The sequence below is a fragment of the Paenibacillus ginsengihumi DSM 21568 genome (genome assembly GCF_000380965.1).
GTDB lineage: Bacteria > Bacillota > Bacilli > Paenibacillales > NBRC-103111 > Paenibacillus_G > Paenibacillus_G ginsengihumi.
The window spans coordinates 49,265-63,056 of record NZ_KB905576.1 but is presented as its reverse complement, the minus strand read 5'-3'; the positions used below and the strand labels follow the sequence as shown (position 1 = coordinate 63,056).

The window sequence follows — 13,792 nt, the reverse complement described above, 5'->3', positions numbered from 1 at the left end:
CCAGAAGAAGGAGAATGTTGTATTTTGTGCAACAATTTAGGGGCGGTTGGCTTCAAATCCGGGAATATCGCCCAAATTGTTGCACTTTTTACAACATTGAGCCGCAAATAGGGGTTATCCCCCCATTTTTGTTGTACAAAATACAACATTTGCTGGCTCTCGTGGAAATAGCCCCGGGCCCGCTGACCATTTTCACCATCTGATAGTGCCGTGCAAGCGGCATGGGCGTCTATCTTGAAAATAGCCCAAGGTTCGCTGCTCATTTTCATCATCTGATGGTGCTGCACCAGCGGCATGGGCGTCTATCTTGAAAATAGCCCAAGGTTCGCTGCTCATTTTCATCATCTGATGGTGCTGCCCCAGCGGCATGGGCGTCTATCTTGAAAATAGCCCAAGGTTCGCGGCACATTTTCATCCTTCTGATGGTGCTGCGCAAGCCGCATGGGGGGCTATCTTGAAAATTCAGCGTAATCCGCCGCCCCAAGCGTTCTGAGCCTGTTCCCAAGCTTTTCTATGCGCAGAGTGAAACTTTTTAGCTTCGTGCCGCGTATATTGATTAAATGCATGCAACATTCTCCGCCGGTCGGCAGCTCTCCTTCTCTTGCCCTTACCACCAATAGGGCTGCCGGCCAGGGTACGATAGGAGGCTAGTAATGTCGAGATATTTGAAAACGCTATCAATCAGTATGGTGCTGCTGCTCGGCACACTGCTGCCTTCCCTGCTGCATCCGGCGCCGGCCTATGGATGCAGCTGCGCAGAGCAAGGCGGCGTCACCGGGAAACTGAGCCAATCGCAGGCGGTGTTCCTCGGCAAAGCCGTCAGCAAAGATACGCTGGCCAAGAAAGCCGATTACGGCCGGCTGCGGGGCTACACCTTTGAAGTGCAAAAAGTGTGGAAAGGCACGCTCGGGCCCAAACAGCTCGTCTACAGCATCGACGGGGACCCGGCCTCCTGCGGCTTCAGCTTCAGCCAAAGACAGACCTATCTGATCTATGCCAATACGGATCAGGACGGGACGCTGCACACGAGTCTGTGCAGCGGCAACCTGAAGGAAACGCAGGCGCAGGCCGAGATCGCCGAGCTGAACCGGTTGGCCCAGCCTTCTCCGCCTACCCCGCTGCCGCCGAAAGAGCAGGGGCCGCTCACCCGGATCGCCATCGGCCTGGCTGCGGTCATTATGATTGCCGTGGCCGCGCTGCTGGTCATCCGGCGGCTGAAGGGCAAGCCGTAGGCCCAGCCGGCCACCGCCTGCCTGCGCAGCTCCGGGCGCCGGGACGTGCTCGCTGCTCTCCGGCAGGTTGCTCCACCGCCGGACTGCGCAAGGGGCAGGCGGCGGCCTTTGGCGCAGGCGGCGATGCCGACGATGGCCGCTTCCTTCGTCTGTGCCTTCGGACCGGGATAACCCGGCAGGAGCTGCCGCAGCTGACGATGCGGTCAAAAGCGCCGCCCAATTCGCCAGCCGATAGCAGCAAGCAGAAACGCCCGCTTCCCGTCGGCGGCGGTACGACCACTGCCGACGGGAAACCAAGCCGCCAGCTGTTAACAGCACGGCGGCGGATCCATTATTATTAATATGTGACCATATGGTAACATATTATCGTTTCCTACTTTATTTTCATTGCCACGCACAACAAAAGCATCGGAACAGGAGTGAAGCCCATGCTGACCCATACAGAAATCAAGGCTTATTTGCAACGATTAGGCATCGCCGACTTGAAGCCTCCGACGAAGTCGTACTTGTTCGAGCTTCATCGGGCTCATGTCGAACGCATCCCTTGGCAAACGCTCGATATTTTTGCCGGCAAGACCGCTTCCATTGACATAGACACATCCGTCCAGCTGATTCTGAGCGGAAGAAGCGGCTATTGCTTTCACTTGAACGGTGCCTTCAGCGAGCTTCTGCGCTCGCTAGGGTACAAGGTGTTCTGGCACCGCGCCGGTGTTCAGCCCCACGGGGAAGAGCCGCGGGTCAATTCGTTTCATATCGGCTTGACGGTTCTCCTGGATAATGAACGGTGGATCATCGACGTGGGACTCGGAGATATGCCCTACGAGCCTTTGCCGCTGCGGGAGGGAGAGTATCGGCAAGGCCCGTTTGTGTACCAGGTCACCGCCTCCGGCGTCGCGGAGAACGGGTGGCGTCTGGTTCACGACCCGCTCGGCGCTTCCGTCGGAGTCGATGTGGCGCCTGAGATCGTGACCGATATGGGAGTGTTCGCTCCGCAGCACGAGGTGTACAGCCGCTCTCCCGACTCGCCCTGGGTGCGTCTGTTTTTGATCCGACAGCGGCACGCCAACGGAAGCAATGAATTGAGAGGCTGCATTTGGAGCCGGCGGGAGGCAGACGGGATCGTGAAGACGGAGGTTTCCGCCAAATCGCAGTGGTTCGACGTGCTCACGGATATTTTCGGAGAGCGTCTTGCTGCGTACAGCCGTCTGGAACGGGACGAACTGTGGAGCAAAGTTCAGCGGCAGCACGAAGCCTGGAAGCAAGCGATGCTGGCGCGGGAGTGACGGGACCGATCAGGCAAAATCCGGATTTCGCCGCGCGCGTCCCAGCGGCGACTCCCGGCGCGCGGTTTTGCGGTCAACCACACTCATGCCGCGCCATCTTTGCCTGCAGGAACCGTGCGCGGTGCATCGAGATCATGCGATGTTAAGCAAAGCCATAGCGGCATCCATGCGAGATGACGAACCGGAATCGGAACCGCCAGCAGGCCAGCGGCAACGGCAGCAGGCAGTCCCCTCAAGCGGAGCGCTGCCTGCTGTGATTTGGCCCCCTCGGCCGGCAGTCTGACAGATCACAGCCTGTTTCGTGCCGGACGCGGTGCCGCTTAACGCTTTCGCCTTGGCGCCGACCCGCTATTCCGCCCTCGTTGGGACGCTCCGCTGGGAGCCTGTCCCTCATGCCCATCGTTCGCCCCGCGAGGAGCCTGTCCCTCATGCCCATCGTTCGCCCCGCGAGGAGCCTGTCCCTCATGCCCATCGTTCGCCCCGCGAGGAGCCCGTCCCTCAGCTCATCGCTCGCTCCGCGGGGAGCTTGTCCCTCATGCCCATCGTTCGCTCCGCGAGGAACCTGTCCCTCAGCTCATCGCTCGCTCCGCGGGGAGCTTGTCCCTCATGCCCATCGTTCGCTCCGCGAGGTGCCTGTCCCTCAGCTCATCGCTCGCTCCGCGAGGAACCTGTCCCTCAGCTCATCGCTCGCTCCGCGGGGAGCTTGTCCCTCATGCCCATCGTTCGCTCCGCGAGGAACCTGTCCCTCAGCTCATCGCTCGCTCCGCGGTGAGCTTGTCCCTCATGCCCATCGTTCGCTCCGCGAGGTGCCTGTCCCTCAGCCTATCGTTAACCCGTCCCCTTTCGCTCCCCGTCGTCCCCGTCTTCGCTGAAATAGGCCTTCAGCTTGTCCAACGCCCGCTTCTGAATGCGGGAGACGCTCATCTGCGAGACGTTCAGCTGCCGGGCGATCATGCGCTGCGACTGCCCTTCCACGTACGCCAGCTGAAGCACCTTTTGCTCCTCCGGTTTTAACGTCACCAGCGCCTCCTTAAGGTCCAATTGATTTTCAACGCGCTGATAGGCGTCGCTCGGGGTTCCGATAACATCGCCTATCGTGGAACCGCTCTCATCATTGGATAGCGGAGTTTCGAACGAAATGTAATGGTAATATTCGCGCCCTGCCAAAATCTCGATCGTTTCCTCCACAGACAGCTCCATCTCGGCGGCGATCTCATCGATGTTCGGGGATCGTTCGAGACGGAGCGTCAGCTGGTCGATGACATGCTGGACCCGATTGCCCTGCTCCTTGATGCGGCGGGGCACCTGAATATACCACGACTTGTCCCGCAAGTAATTTTTCATATGGCCGACCACGCTTTTCGTCATATAAGCTTCAAACAGAGTGCCGTGCGACAAATCGAATTGCTTCAGCAGCTTCAGCACAGACATTTGCCCCACCTGACACAAATCCTCGTACAGATCGGGGCGATTGCGCGTCAATCTGCCGGCAGCCATCCGCACCAGCGGCTCGAACTGCTTCAGCAGCACCGTGGCGGCGTCGTTGCAGCCGGTTTGTTGATACAGCATAATGAGCTTGTCCGTGCTCATATGGGCCAATCGCTCCGAATTGATTTTCATACCATTTCCTCGCTTTTGCTCAGCAGCTTTGTCAGGATCACCTCGGTACCGCTGCCGTTGACGACTTCGACACGGTCCATCAGCGCCTGCATCAAATAAATGCCGAGACCTCCCGAGTGCATGCCGTCCAAGCTTTTGCCGGGAAGAGCGGCGGCCTCCCGCGCCGTCTCCGCGCGATCACAGCTCGCTTCGCGCTTCTTCACGGCAATGCGGAGTCCGTCCTCCAACCGCTCGAACCGCACCTCCATCACGCCCTCCCCTTCCGAGCTGTATGCAGGGACCATGGCATTGCTGCACGCCTCGGCAACCGCTACCTTCATATCTTCAATCTCTTCGTAGGAAAAGCCGATCTTGCTGCTAATTCCGTACAGCGTCAGGCGAACCAGATCGATATATTCCGCCTCCGCCGGCACGGACAAATGGACGATTTGCGAATTCATACAGTTGCTTCTACCCTTTCTACCCGTTAATCGTCGTGCTGTGCTGTAAACGTTAGCAAGACGTCATCCCGTCAGACCGCAGTTCGAACAAGCGCCCAATTTTGCGTTCAATACGAGGCTTCGCCGCGGACGCGGATCGGCAGCGTTCGGCTCGCTCGCCCGGCGCAGCGTTCTGCTATTTCAACATTTAACCTGCAGCACGACGTTTGAAACAGGGAAAAGCGATTTTTTAGAAAAAATTTCTGCGGCGGCGGGACGGTTTCCTTTTGCGCAGCTGGCGAAAATTGGGCTAAAGTTTGGGAAATAGGATGGCAGGAGAGAAACAAAATGCGTGATAGGCGCTGCTTTGAGGAAGCGCGGCAGCGGCTGCTGGACGATATCGCCCGTTAGGACAAGAAGTCATAGCCGCAAACGGTTTCACGTTTGGACGGGGGCCAGTTTATGACTCGCAGCATGATCATAAACCGAGGACTACAAGCGAGGCATGGAGTCATGAGCCACCATAATAACCTCTCTAACGCAAGTGACAAACGCTATTTTGCTGATTCGTGTCCTTTTTAAAATGTAACGCAGGCTGGCAGCGCTATTTGCTCAAAAACGCTGATCGGGTAGCCCAAAACGCCAAATAAGGCTGCTCACTTGCGTTACAATTTCAAATCGATGCTTTGGATTGAAATAAGCTCTGTGGCGAGCGTTAGCTAAAGGTCTGCCTGGCAAAATAAACCCGGGGAACGTGGCACGAAATACTGCACTTTCTACAGCATCGAGCCGCGAGTGCGGGTTATTTCCCTTTTTTTCTGCACAAAATACAACATTGCCGACGAACTTTGGAAATTTGCCGGTAATCCGCCGGTCAAAATTTCAATCCCGCAGGCGACGTCCGATGACGTATGACGTAAGGAACCGCTCGTCATCGGCGTCTCTCCCCGCGGCGCCCGTCTCAGACCCGGCAGGATGCTTTTGGCCCTTGTTCGATCCACCGATTGGGACCCGCGAAGCGGCCCGCAAGGCGCATAGCGTATCGGGGCAAGGCGCCCCCGCCGGACGGCGATCAGGCCGACTTGCCAGTTAAATCCAGCCCATCGAATGCAGGAAAATAAGCATTACCAGCACCGGCGCCACATAGCGGAGCAGTGCGAGCCATAACCAGGCCGCCCGGCCCGCAAGGCCCGCCTCGTCGGCCGCCTGCTTCCAGGCGTAGCCGGCGAACAGGGCGACGATCAGGCCGCCGACCGGCAGCATAATGTTGGACGAGATGAAGTCCATCCAGTCGAAGAAGCTTTTTCCAGCCAGCGAAAGGCCTTGGACGGCACCGCCGACGGAAAGCGCCGACGGAAGCCCCACCATGAAGCAGGCTGTGGCCACTATGGCGCTCGCTTTGCTTCGCGACCAGCCCCAGCGCTCCATGACGAAGGCGACGGGCACCTCCAGCAGCGAGACGGCCGAAGTAATCGCGGCGATGGACAGCAGCAGGAAGAACAGCCCGCCGAACAAGGTGCCGAGCGGCATCGCCTCGAAGGCAACCGGCAGCGCCGCGAAGATCAGCCCCGGACCTTGGGAAACCTCAATGCCGAAGGCAAAGCAGGTCGGGAAAATAATGAGCCCGGCCAGCAGCGCGTACAGCACGTCCCCTCCGGTTACCGCCAGCGCTGCCTGCGACAGCGATTGCCTGCGGTCCACATAAGCTCCGTATGTCAAGATCGTGCCCATGCCGAGCGACAGCGAAAAGAACGCATGCCCCAGCGCGGCCAGCACCGACGTCGGCGTCAGCATGCTGAAATCCGGCCGCAGGAAATATTGGACGCCGCTCATCGCTCCCGGCAGCGTGATCGCCCTGATCATCATCATAATCAGCAGAACGAGCATCGCCGGAATGAGCAGCTTGTTGAACTTTTCGATGCCGGCGGCCACCCCGCGCCCGACGACCAGTGCGCAGATCGCCATCACCGCCAGCTGCCAGAACGCCGGAACCCAGCTACTCATCAGCTCCTCGAACTGCTGGCCGTAGCCGACGCCGGAGAACAGCGTGCCGGCGAAAGCCTTGATCGAGTAATGCACTGTCCAGCCCGCAACGACAGAGTAATACGACAAAATGATGAACGGGCACAAAATCGCCAGCCCGCCCAAAACGCCCCACTTCCGCTGGCCCGACAGCCGTCTCATTGAAGCGGAGGGATTCCCCCTGCCGCCGCGGCCGATTGTCAGCTCTGCCAGCAGAATCGGCAGCCCGATAACGAGCAGGCAAATAAGAAACAGCGCAAAAAATGCTGCTCCTCCGTATTTGCCCGTAATATAAGGGAACTTCCACATATTCCCGAGTCCTACAGCGCTTCCGATCGCGGCCATAATAAAGCCTTTGGCGGAAAAACGCTCCTGAGTCGTCCGGTCCGAATGCCCGGCTTGTCCCTGCGCTTGATGCCCTTCCATGTATGCCGCCCCTCTAATTCTGGTTGATTTGTATTTTTTGCCGAAAACAAAAAAAACCTAAGAGTAGTTATAGCCGGAAAAGAGGGGTTTTGTCTATGTAAATATTTTCCACAAGCCACATTTCGAGGGGCAAACGGCCGTCACGCGGCAGCGAATCGTTACCCTCGCCCCAGGCGGGACAACGCATACCGCCGGATAAAATACGCATCCTCCAGCGTCATTTCCGCTTCACTGCCGATTCCGTCCGGCGGGGGCTCGCCGATCCAGCGGATTTCCGCCTCCTGCCGCTCCTCATGCACCCGGCAGAACAGGAGCCGTTCCTCGTCAAGCCCGGCGAGCGCAGCGGCAGGCAGCGTGCCGCTCCACACCTTGCTCTTCAGCCCGCTGACCCACATGCGGGCCGATCCGTAGAAGCGCACCACGCCTTCGTCAAGCCACAGGAGCCGGTCGGCGGCATGGCTCCAATCGTTCAGTTCGTGCGTGGCCACCACGACGACGCTGCGCTGGGACAGCAGCGCCAGCTCATGTATGACCTGCTTCTGCTCCCAACGGTCCAGACCGCCGAGCGGCTCGTCGAGCAGCAGAAACGGCGGCGAGCCGAGGCAAGCCTGGGCGATGCCGATGAGCTGCTTCTGCCCTTGCGACAAGGTGCGGATCGGATGATCGGGATTGCCGCCGAACCGCAGCTTCTCCAGCCATAGCTCCGGCTCGCCGGGCTCCTCGATCCCTTTCAGCGAGCACATATAGCGCAGCAGCTTGCGCGGCGACATCTCCTCGTACAGCTCAAGTCCCGTCGGCAAATACCCGATGTTGCGGCGAATGAGCGGCAGATCGGTCGATACCCGCCGCCCGGCGTATTCAATGCTGCCGCCGTCCGGCGGTATCGCTGTGGCCAACAGCCGCAGCAGCGTCGACTTGCCCGCCCCGTTGCGGCCGACCAGCAGCGTCATGCCGACAGGCAGATCGAGCGACTCGACGCTCAGTTGGAAGCGGCCGCTGCCGACGATCGTATGGCGAAGCGATATCATCCGACCTGCCTCCTGCCGCGGGGAGCGCCGGCGTCCCAGCCCCAGGCGCCGCGCAGGCTGGCCCGGTACGAGACGAAGAGCAGCACCAGGCCGATGGCCAAGAGCGCCAGCTGAATCGTGCCCATAAGCCAGGGGAAGGCGAACAGCTTGCGCCCGAGCAGCTGCCCCATTCCTTGCATGACCGCCCACACGATGACGGAAGCGATCAGGCCGGTGCGAATGCCGCGCCGAAACGTAAGGGACGCGAGAATCCCGCTGATGAACAGCACGCCGCTCAGCCAATTGAGCAGGAAGGCGCCGGAGGGAAACGTCAGGCCCGTCAGCTTCAGAAATAAAGTGCCGGCCAAACCGAAGGCGACGATCATGCCGGTCACCACCAGCAGACGGCTGAGCAGCAGCAGCGCCGGAGGGAACGGAGTGACGCTCTCGACCATGCGCATCTCGGGATTCCAGGTGCGGAACGTGTACACGACGGCGGCCAGCAGGAATATCGGCAACACCAGCGAGAAGGCGTCGGTGAAGCCGTAAGCCGGATGGACGCTGCCGCTGCTGAGCAGCGTCATCATGCCTACCGCCAGGGCGCTGATCAGCCAGAACGGCTTGCCGTAGATGCGCGCCTGCTGGACGCATTGGCCGATCAGGGACGCCTTCCGCAGCGGCAGCGATCGCAGCTCCGCAAGCGTTTTGTCCTGCTCCCCGAGCTGCATGAATTCGGATTGCAGATTCAGAATGAGCCGCTGCGTGTCCTCCATGGTCGGGGTTCGCGTCACGTATTTCGACAGCTTCCCGCGCAGCTCCGTCTCCAGCTCCTCCAGCTCGGCATCGCTCACGTAGGGAACCGTATTATCTTTTTGTTGCATGTGCGGCATCTCCTTTGCCTGAAGGTTCGCCGGAAGAGGCGTCGTACCGGCGCTTAAGCTTTTTCAGCGATTGATACAGGCTCGACTTCACGGCAGACAGCGACATATCCATCACTTCCGCAATGTCCTGCAGCTTCAGATCCTGGAAAAAACGCAGGATCACGATCGCGCGCTGCGCCTCTGACAAGCTGTCCAAAGCCTGCAGCAGCTCCTTGCGCGTCTCCTGCCGCTCGTAGATGTCCACCACGGAGGACAGCGGGTCCGCCCGGTCGGGCAGCGTACCTGAGATCAGCACGTTCGAGCGGCTCTCCGCGCTTCGCCAGTAATCGAAGCAAAGATTTTTGGCGACGCGGTAGATCCACGGCTTCAGCTTCTCGGGAACCGGCCCGCGCCTTAGCTGGCGAATCAGGCGCACGAACGTCTCCTGCACGAAGTCCTCCGCCTTCTGCGGGTTGCGCAGCATGCGGTCCAGGTAGCTCAGCAGCGGCCCGTGATAGCGGTGCACGAACATCTCGAACGCCACCTGGTCGCCTTCGGCCATCCGTTCGGCCAACTGCTCGTCTGTGACCATCTTACCCCTCCTTTGCCTCCTCCCATACCCGGTACCAGTCTTGAGCCGAGATGATCGGGTAGATCTCCCGCTCCAACGAGTCCCGCACACCCAATCCTTCCCGGTAAAAAGCGTTCAAGGCCCTTTTTAGCCGCTCATGCCGGCCTTCGGCGATCTGCCGCTCCACAAAAGCGGCGATCGAATCCTCGCCGCTGCCGCCTGACCCGGGCGTGAATCGCGGCACGAGCGCTCCCCGTTCGCGCGCATCCCCCTGCTCGGCCTCGTACAGCCGGAAGAAGGCGTTTCTGATTTCAAACACGTACGATGGCGGCTCTCCCTGCCGATTCTCGAGGCTGCGGCCCATCTTCCTGTCGCCGAACAGGGAGGCCGAGACGACCTCGGCGAGCTGAAATGCGTCCAGATTATGATGCCTCGATTCGCCGATGATATAGCTGCGGCCGATGAGCAGCTGCTCATGCCCGGCCGTCTCCGACACGTCGCGCAGCGGAAAATAGAAAATGCGGCGGATTCCCGGGAGGGGCGGCTCGATCCATTCGTCGAAATAACGAGTCGCTTCGGCGTAAGCCCGCAAAAACCTCTCGGCTTCCCCCTGATTCGAAGGCGCCGTGACAATGGCCGCATCCGTCTCCGGTACGCGCACCTCGATCAAGCGGCCCGCCACCAGGTAAGCGCCCGCAGCCTGCCCATGGAACGAGCGGATCGGCGCGGAGGCGGCCGTCTCGCCGGCAGGCTCCAGCGTAGAGTACATTTTGCCGGGAAACCCGCTCAGCCGTACGGTGAACCAAGGCTCGCTTGCGGCCGTTTCCAACGCTCCGGCGGCGGCATACCGGTCGCCGTAGGCTTCCGGCGGGCCGGGCAACGGGTACCAGGCTGCCGCGGGCGGAAGATAGACGAACTTCCCGGCAGCGAAAGCGGTGGCCGTCTCCCTCGTCCGCTCGACCTGCGCCCAGTCGAATATTCTTCCTTCGTACGCCACCGTCAGCATGAAGCCCTCTTGCCGGCGAACCGTCCCGGACAGCAGCACCGTCAGGCGCTCCCCTTCCCTGGTCCAGAGCGCTTCCTCCCCGTCCACCTGCAGGCTGCGGACGGACAACCCGCGGTTCAAGGTGAAGTGCAGCTTCGCTTGTCCGCCCGCCGCCTCTGCCGGCAGCTTCATCGTCGCTCTTGCCAGGAGGCGGTCGTCCGCCTCGCGGCTCAGCTCGATGTCATACTCGGCGACGGCGAACCTGGCCGCGGAAGCCGCGCCCTGCGGCAGCGGCTGGGCGGGCTGCCCGGCCTCCCGCCGCTCCGCGCCGGCCATCCGCTCCTGCCACAGCATGGCGTACGGAGCGAACAGCGCGGCGCTGACCAGCACTCCGGCAGCCGCGGCGGCGGCCCAGCGTCCGGCCGATGCGCTCGGCCGCTTTCGCGACAGCAGCCAGACGCACAGGATCAGCAGCAGCGCGGCGAAGGAGATGACGAACCGGCGGGACAGCCGCAGCTCCCGCTCCGCCAGAAACGGTCCCCAGACCGGATTGTCCAGCGGCGAATCGAGCATAAATTGGTTCAAATGAAAAGTTTTCAGCACGTAGTAGCCCGATGCGGTGATAACGAACTGATCCAGAAAAAACGTGCCGAACATCCAGGCGCAAAATCCGATCAAATAGCTGATGCGGCTCGGAATCCCTACGGCCAGCGCCATGCCGAGCGCCAAGGTCACCGTATAAGATGAGGCGTATTGCGCGGCGAAAAAAGCCGTTTCTTCCGCCGCGGCGCTCCACGGCATCCCGCGCTGCAGCGCCAGCGCCGCATAGACCGCCGCCATCGCCGCGGTGAAGGTGTTCATATAGATCCAGGCGGTCGCATACTTCGCCGTGACGGGAATCGCCGCCGAGACCGGCAGGCTGGCCGTCCACTCGAAGCCGGGCCGATGCGTATCGCGGCGCACCAGCACAATGCCGAGCAGCATCGCCAGACCGAGGCTGAGCGTATGCTGCACGGTATGAAATCCGTAAGCGTACACATACAAATCCTGGGATTCATCGCCCGGCAGCCCCGTGAGCGCGCTGGCGAACCACAGCCCGTAGAGCGGCGGCAGCGCCCACAGCAAGGGAAATCCGAACAGCAGGCGGGATTCCAGCCGAAACTGCATCCGCCACTTAATCATGCCGCTCACCGCACATGACGGCAAGATACCCTTCCTCCAAGGAGGGTTCTGCCAGCCGCGCTCCTTCCCCCGGACAGCCCTCCGACAGCAGCCGGCATAAGACGGTTCCCCGCTCCGTGCGCTCGGAGCTTACGATGTGCCGGGAGTCCAGGCTGGCGAGCTGCCGCTCCGCAACCTCCCACTCCCAGACGCGCCCCTTCGCCGCCTCCGCCACTTGGCGCAGCGAGCCGGCCATGGCGATGCGGCCATTCTTGATGACCGCCGCCGACTGGCAGCAGCTTTCGATATCGGCGACGATCTGCGTCGACATCACGACGATGCGCCCGGCGCTGGAGCGGGCCAGCCAATGGCTGAAGCGGACCCGCTCCTCCGGGTCCAGCCCGGCCGTCGGCTCGTCGAGCACGACGAGCCGCGGATCGCCGAGCATAGCCTGCGCCAGGCCGAGCCGCCGCTTCATGCCGCTGGAGAACGACTGCACCTTGTTATCCGCCCGCTCGGCCAGCCGAACCTCCTCGAGCAGCCTGCGTGCCTCTTCCTTGAGCGGGCGGCCGCGGAGCCCTTTCATCGCCCCGATATGCTCCAGCAATTCGGCGGCCGTGAGCTGCCCGTACAGCTGGTACGCCTGCGGCAAATAGCCGATCCGCCTGCGAACCGCTTCCGGGCGCCGGAACGAGACGCCGTCCAGCTCCAGCTCGCCCGCCGTCGGGCGCAGCAGCGCGGCCAAGATGCGCATCAGCGTCGTTTTGCCGGCTCCGCTTGGGCCCAGCAGGCCGAATATGCCGCTGCCAACCGACAAATTGACGCTGCCGAGCGCCCAGCCGGTGCTTTTATAATACAAACTCACGTCCCGAATCGATAGCATAGTTCGGTTCCTTCCTTTGCCGTCTTGCAGCTTCGCCTGCATTTCTATGAATGAAGACGCAGCGGGGCAGCAAAAAGTCGGCGCGGGGACCGAAAAAAAGTTTGCAATTATTCCCTTTGGGCCCTGGACTTCTTCCCCTCGGTCCTGGCTTTGTCCGGGAACAGGCTTTGGGTAAAACGAATCCATTCCCGCGCGGCGATGGACAAATAGCTGTTTTTTCGCCAAATCATCGCCAGATGCCACGGTATGACCGGATCGACCAGACGCAGCGGTCGCGCCCGGGCAAGGTCGAGCGAGCGGCAGATCGTCTCGGGGAGCAGGGCAAGGCCAAGGCCGGCCGCCGCCATTTCGCGGATAAAATCCCATTGCGAGCTTTGATACAGCACCTCGGGCTGAAAGCCGGCCCGGTTGCACTTCTCGATCAAAATGCCGTGCAGGGCAAAATCCTCGCGAAACAAAATAAACGGCTCCGCCGCCAGCTCCTTCAGCGCTACCTGCCGCCGCGCGGCCAGCGGATGATTGACCGGCACGATGACTCTCAGCTCCTCCTGCACGATCGAGTACGTCTCGAACACGTCCTCATTCGTCGGCAGCAGCACGACGGCCATATCGAGCTCCCCTTCGGCCACGGCTTTCTCCAGCTTTTTCGAGCCTTCTTCCACCAGGTGGATGGCCAGGCCCGGATAGCGCTCGCGAAACCGGCTCATCACGCCGGGAAAAAAGCTGGAGCCGACCATGGGAGGCAGCCCGATGCGGATCGTTCCTTTGTTCAGATTCGTCAGATCGCTCAGCTCGGTCGTCAAATTGTGGAACGAATGAAGGATGTTCTGCCCCTGGTTCCAGATGACCTTACCAGCCTCGGTCAATTCCACGCGTTTGCCGATGCGCGCGAACAGCTCGACGCCGAGCTCCTCCTCGAGATTTTTGATCGCTTTGCTGAGGGTCGGCTGAGTAATGTGCAGAGCTTCGGCCGCCTTGGTGAAGCTGCGGTGGCGGGCCAACTCCAACACGTATTGCAAATGCCGAATTTCCATCGTTACCGTCTCTCTTTCTATGAGTTACTTTTCCCCGCGCTGCTCCTTCCTACGCCGCTCCTTCCCGTGCTGTTCCTTCCTGAGCTATTCCTTCCTGCGCCGCTCCTTCCCGTGCTACTCCTTCCTGAGCTATTCCTTCCTACGCTTCCACTGAAAGCTTCCGAATTTCTAATGCAAGTGACCAACGCTATTTTGCTGTATCGTGCCTTTTTCAAAATGTAACGAAACGGAGTAACGCTATTTGGCCAGAAACGCTGAATCTGGCAGCCAAACATGCCAAATAAGACCG

Annotated in this window: 12 protein-coding genes; 3 read left to right on the top strand and 9 right to left on the bottom strand. The window is 60.6% G+C overall.

The genetic code is table 11. The features are described 5' to 3' along the window. Positions 1 to 14 precede the first annotated feature (14 nt). The 3 genes from F591_RS32880 to F591_RS0115315 all read left to right on the top strand — a co-directional run bounded on the left by F591_RS32880 (position 15) and on the right by F591_RS0115315 (position 2,515). A complete protein-coding gene (locus tag F591_RS32880; protein ID WP_040741806.1) occupies positions 15 to 203 on the top strand; it encodes a hypothetical protein in 189 nt (62 codons plus the stop codon). Positions 204 to 653: 450 nt separating this feature from the next. Beyond that, on the top strand, positions 654 to 1,232 hold the full coding sequence (locus tag F591_RS0115320) for a hypothetical protein (RefSeq protein ID WP_019535500.1): 579 nt from the start codon (positions 654 to 656) through the stop codon (positions 1,230 to 1,232). 428 nt (positions 1,233 to 1,660) lie between these two features. Beyond that, positions 1,661 to 2,515 carry an arylamine N-acetyltransferase family protein gene (locus F591_RS0115315; protein ID WP_019535499.1) on the top strand — a complete coding sequence of 285 codons (855 nt, stop codon included), beginning with the start codon at positions 1,661 to 1,663 and terminating at the stop codon, positions 2,513 to 2,515. Between the two features lie 828 nt (positions 2,516 to 3,343). Here F591_RS0115315 and F591_RS0115310 read toward each other — a convergent pair. From F591_RS0115310 to F591_RS0115270, 9 genes are all read right to left on the bottom strand, one after another. After that, on the bottom strand, positions 3,344 to 4,135 hold the full coding sequence (locus tag F591_RS0115310; RefSeq protein ID WP_019535498.1) for a sigma-70 family RNA polymerase sigma factor: 792 nt from the start codon (positions 4,133 to 4,135) through the stop codon (positions 3,344 to 3,346). Further along, entirely contained in the window at positions 4,132 to 4,575 is a 444-nt protein-coding gene (gene rsbW / locus F591_RS0115305) for an anti-sigma B factor RsbW (RefSeq protein ID WP_019535497.1), read from the bottom strand. The genes F591_RS0115310 and rsbW overlap by 4 nt, the downstream gene beginning before the upstream one ends. A gap of 1,068 nt (positions 4,576 to 5,643) precedes the next feature. Continuing rightward, positions 5,644 to 7,002 carry a sodium-dependent transporter gene (locus F591_RS0115300; RefSeq protein WP_019535496.1) on the bottom strand — a complete coding sequence of 453 codons (1,359 nt, stop codon included), beginning with the start codon at positions 7,000 to 7,002 and terminating at the stop codon, positions 5,644 to 5,646. Between the two features lie 158 nt (positions 7,003 to 7,160). Then, positions 7,161 to 8,030: an ATP-binding cassette domain-containing protein gene (locus F591_RS32045; protein ID WP_019535495.1), complete on the bottom strand. Its 870-nt coding sequence runs from the start codon at positions 8,028 to 8,030 to the stop codon at positions 7,161 to 7,163. Next, a complete protein-coding gene (locus F591_RS32040) occupies positions 8,027 to 8,890 on the bottom strand; it encodes a hypothetical protein (RefSeq protein WP_019535494.1) in 864 nt (287 codons plus the stop codon). The genes F591_RS32045 and F591_RS32040 overlap by 4 nt, the downstream gene beginning before the upstream one ends. Next, positions 8,874 to 9,461, bottom strand: coding sequence for an RNA polymerase sigma factor (locus F591_RS28225; protein ID WP_019535493.1), 588 nt, complete (start codon positions 9,459 to 9,461; stop codon positions 8,874 to 8,876). The genes F591_RS32040 and F591_RS28225 overlap by 17 nt, the downstream gene beginning before the upstream one ends. A 1-nt stretch (position 9,462) precedes the next feature. Beyond that, on the bottom strand, positions 9,463 to 11,631 hold the full coding sequence (locus F591_RS0115280; RefSeq protein ID WP_156829591.1) for a hypothetical protein: 2,169 nt from the start codon (positions 11,629 to 11,631) through the stop codon (positions 9,463 to 9,465). After that, the gene (locus tag F591_RS0115275) at positions 11,600 to 12,469 is read right to left on the bottom strand and encodes an ATP-binding cassette domain-containing protein (RefSeq protein ID WP_019535491.1); all 870 of its coding nucleotides are present in this window, start codon (positions 12,467 to 12,469) and stop codon (positions 11,600 to 11,602) included. The genes F591_RS0115280 and F591_RS0115275 overlap by 32 nt, the downstream gene beginning before the upstream one ends. A 107-nt stretch (positions 12,470 to 12,576) precedes the next feature. Next, positions 12,577 to 13,503 carry a LysR family transcriptional regulator gene (locus F591_RS0115270; protein ID WP_019535490.1) on the bottom strand — a complete coding sequence of 309 codons (927 nt, stop codon included), beginning with the start codon at positions 13,501 to 13,503 and terminating at the stop codon, positions 12,577 to 12,579. Positions 13,504 to 13,792 lie beyond the last annotated feature (289 nt).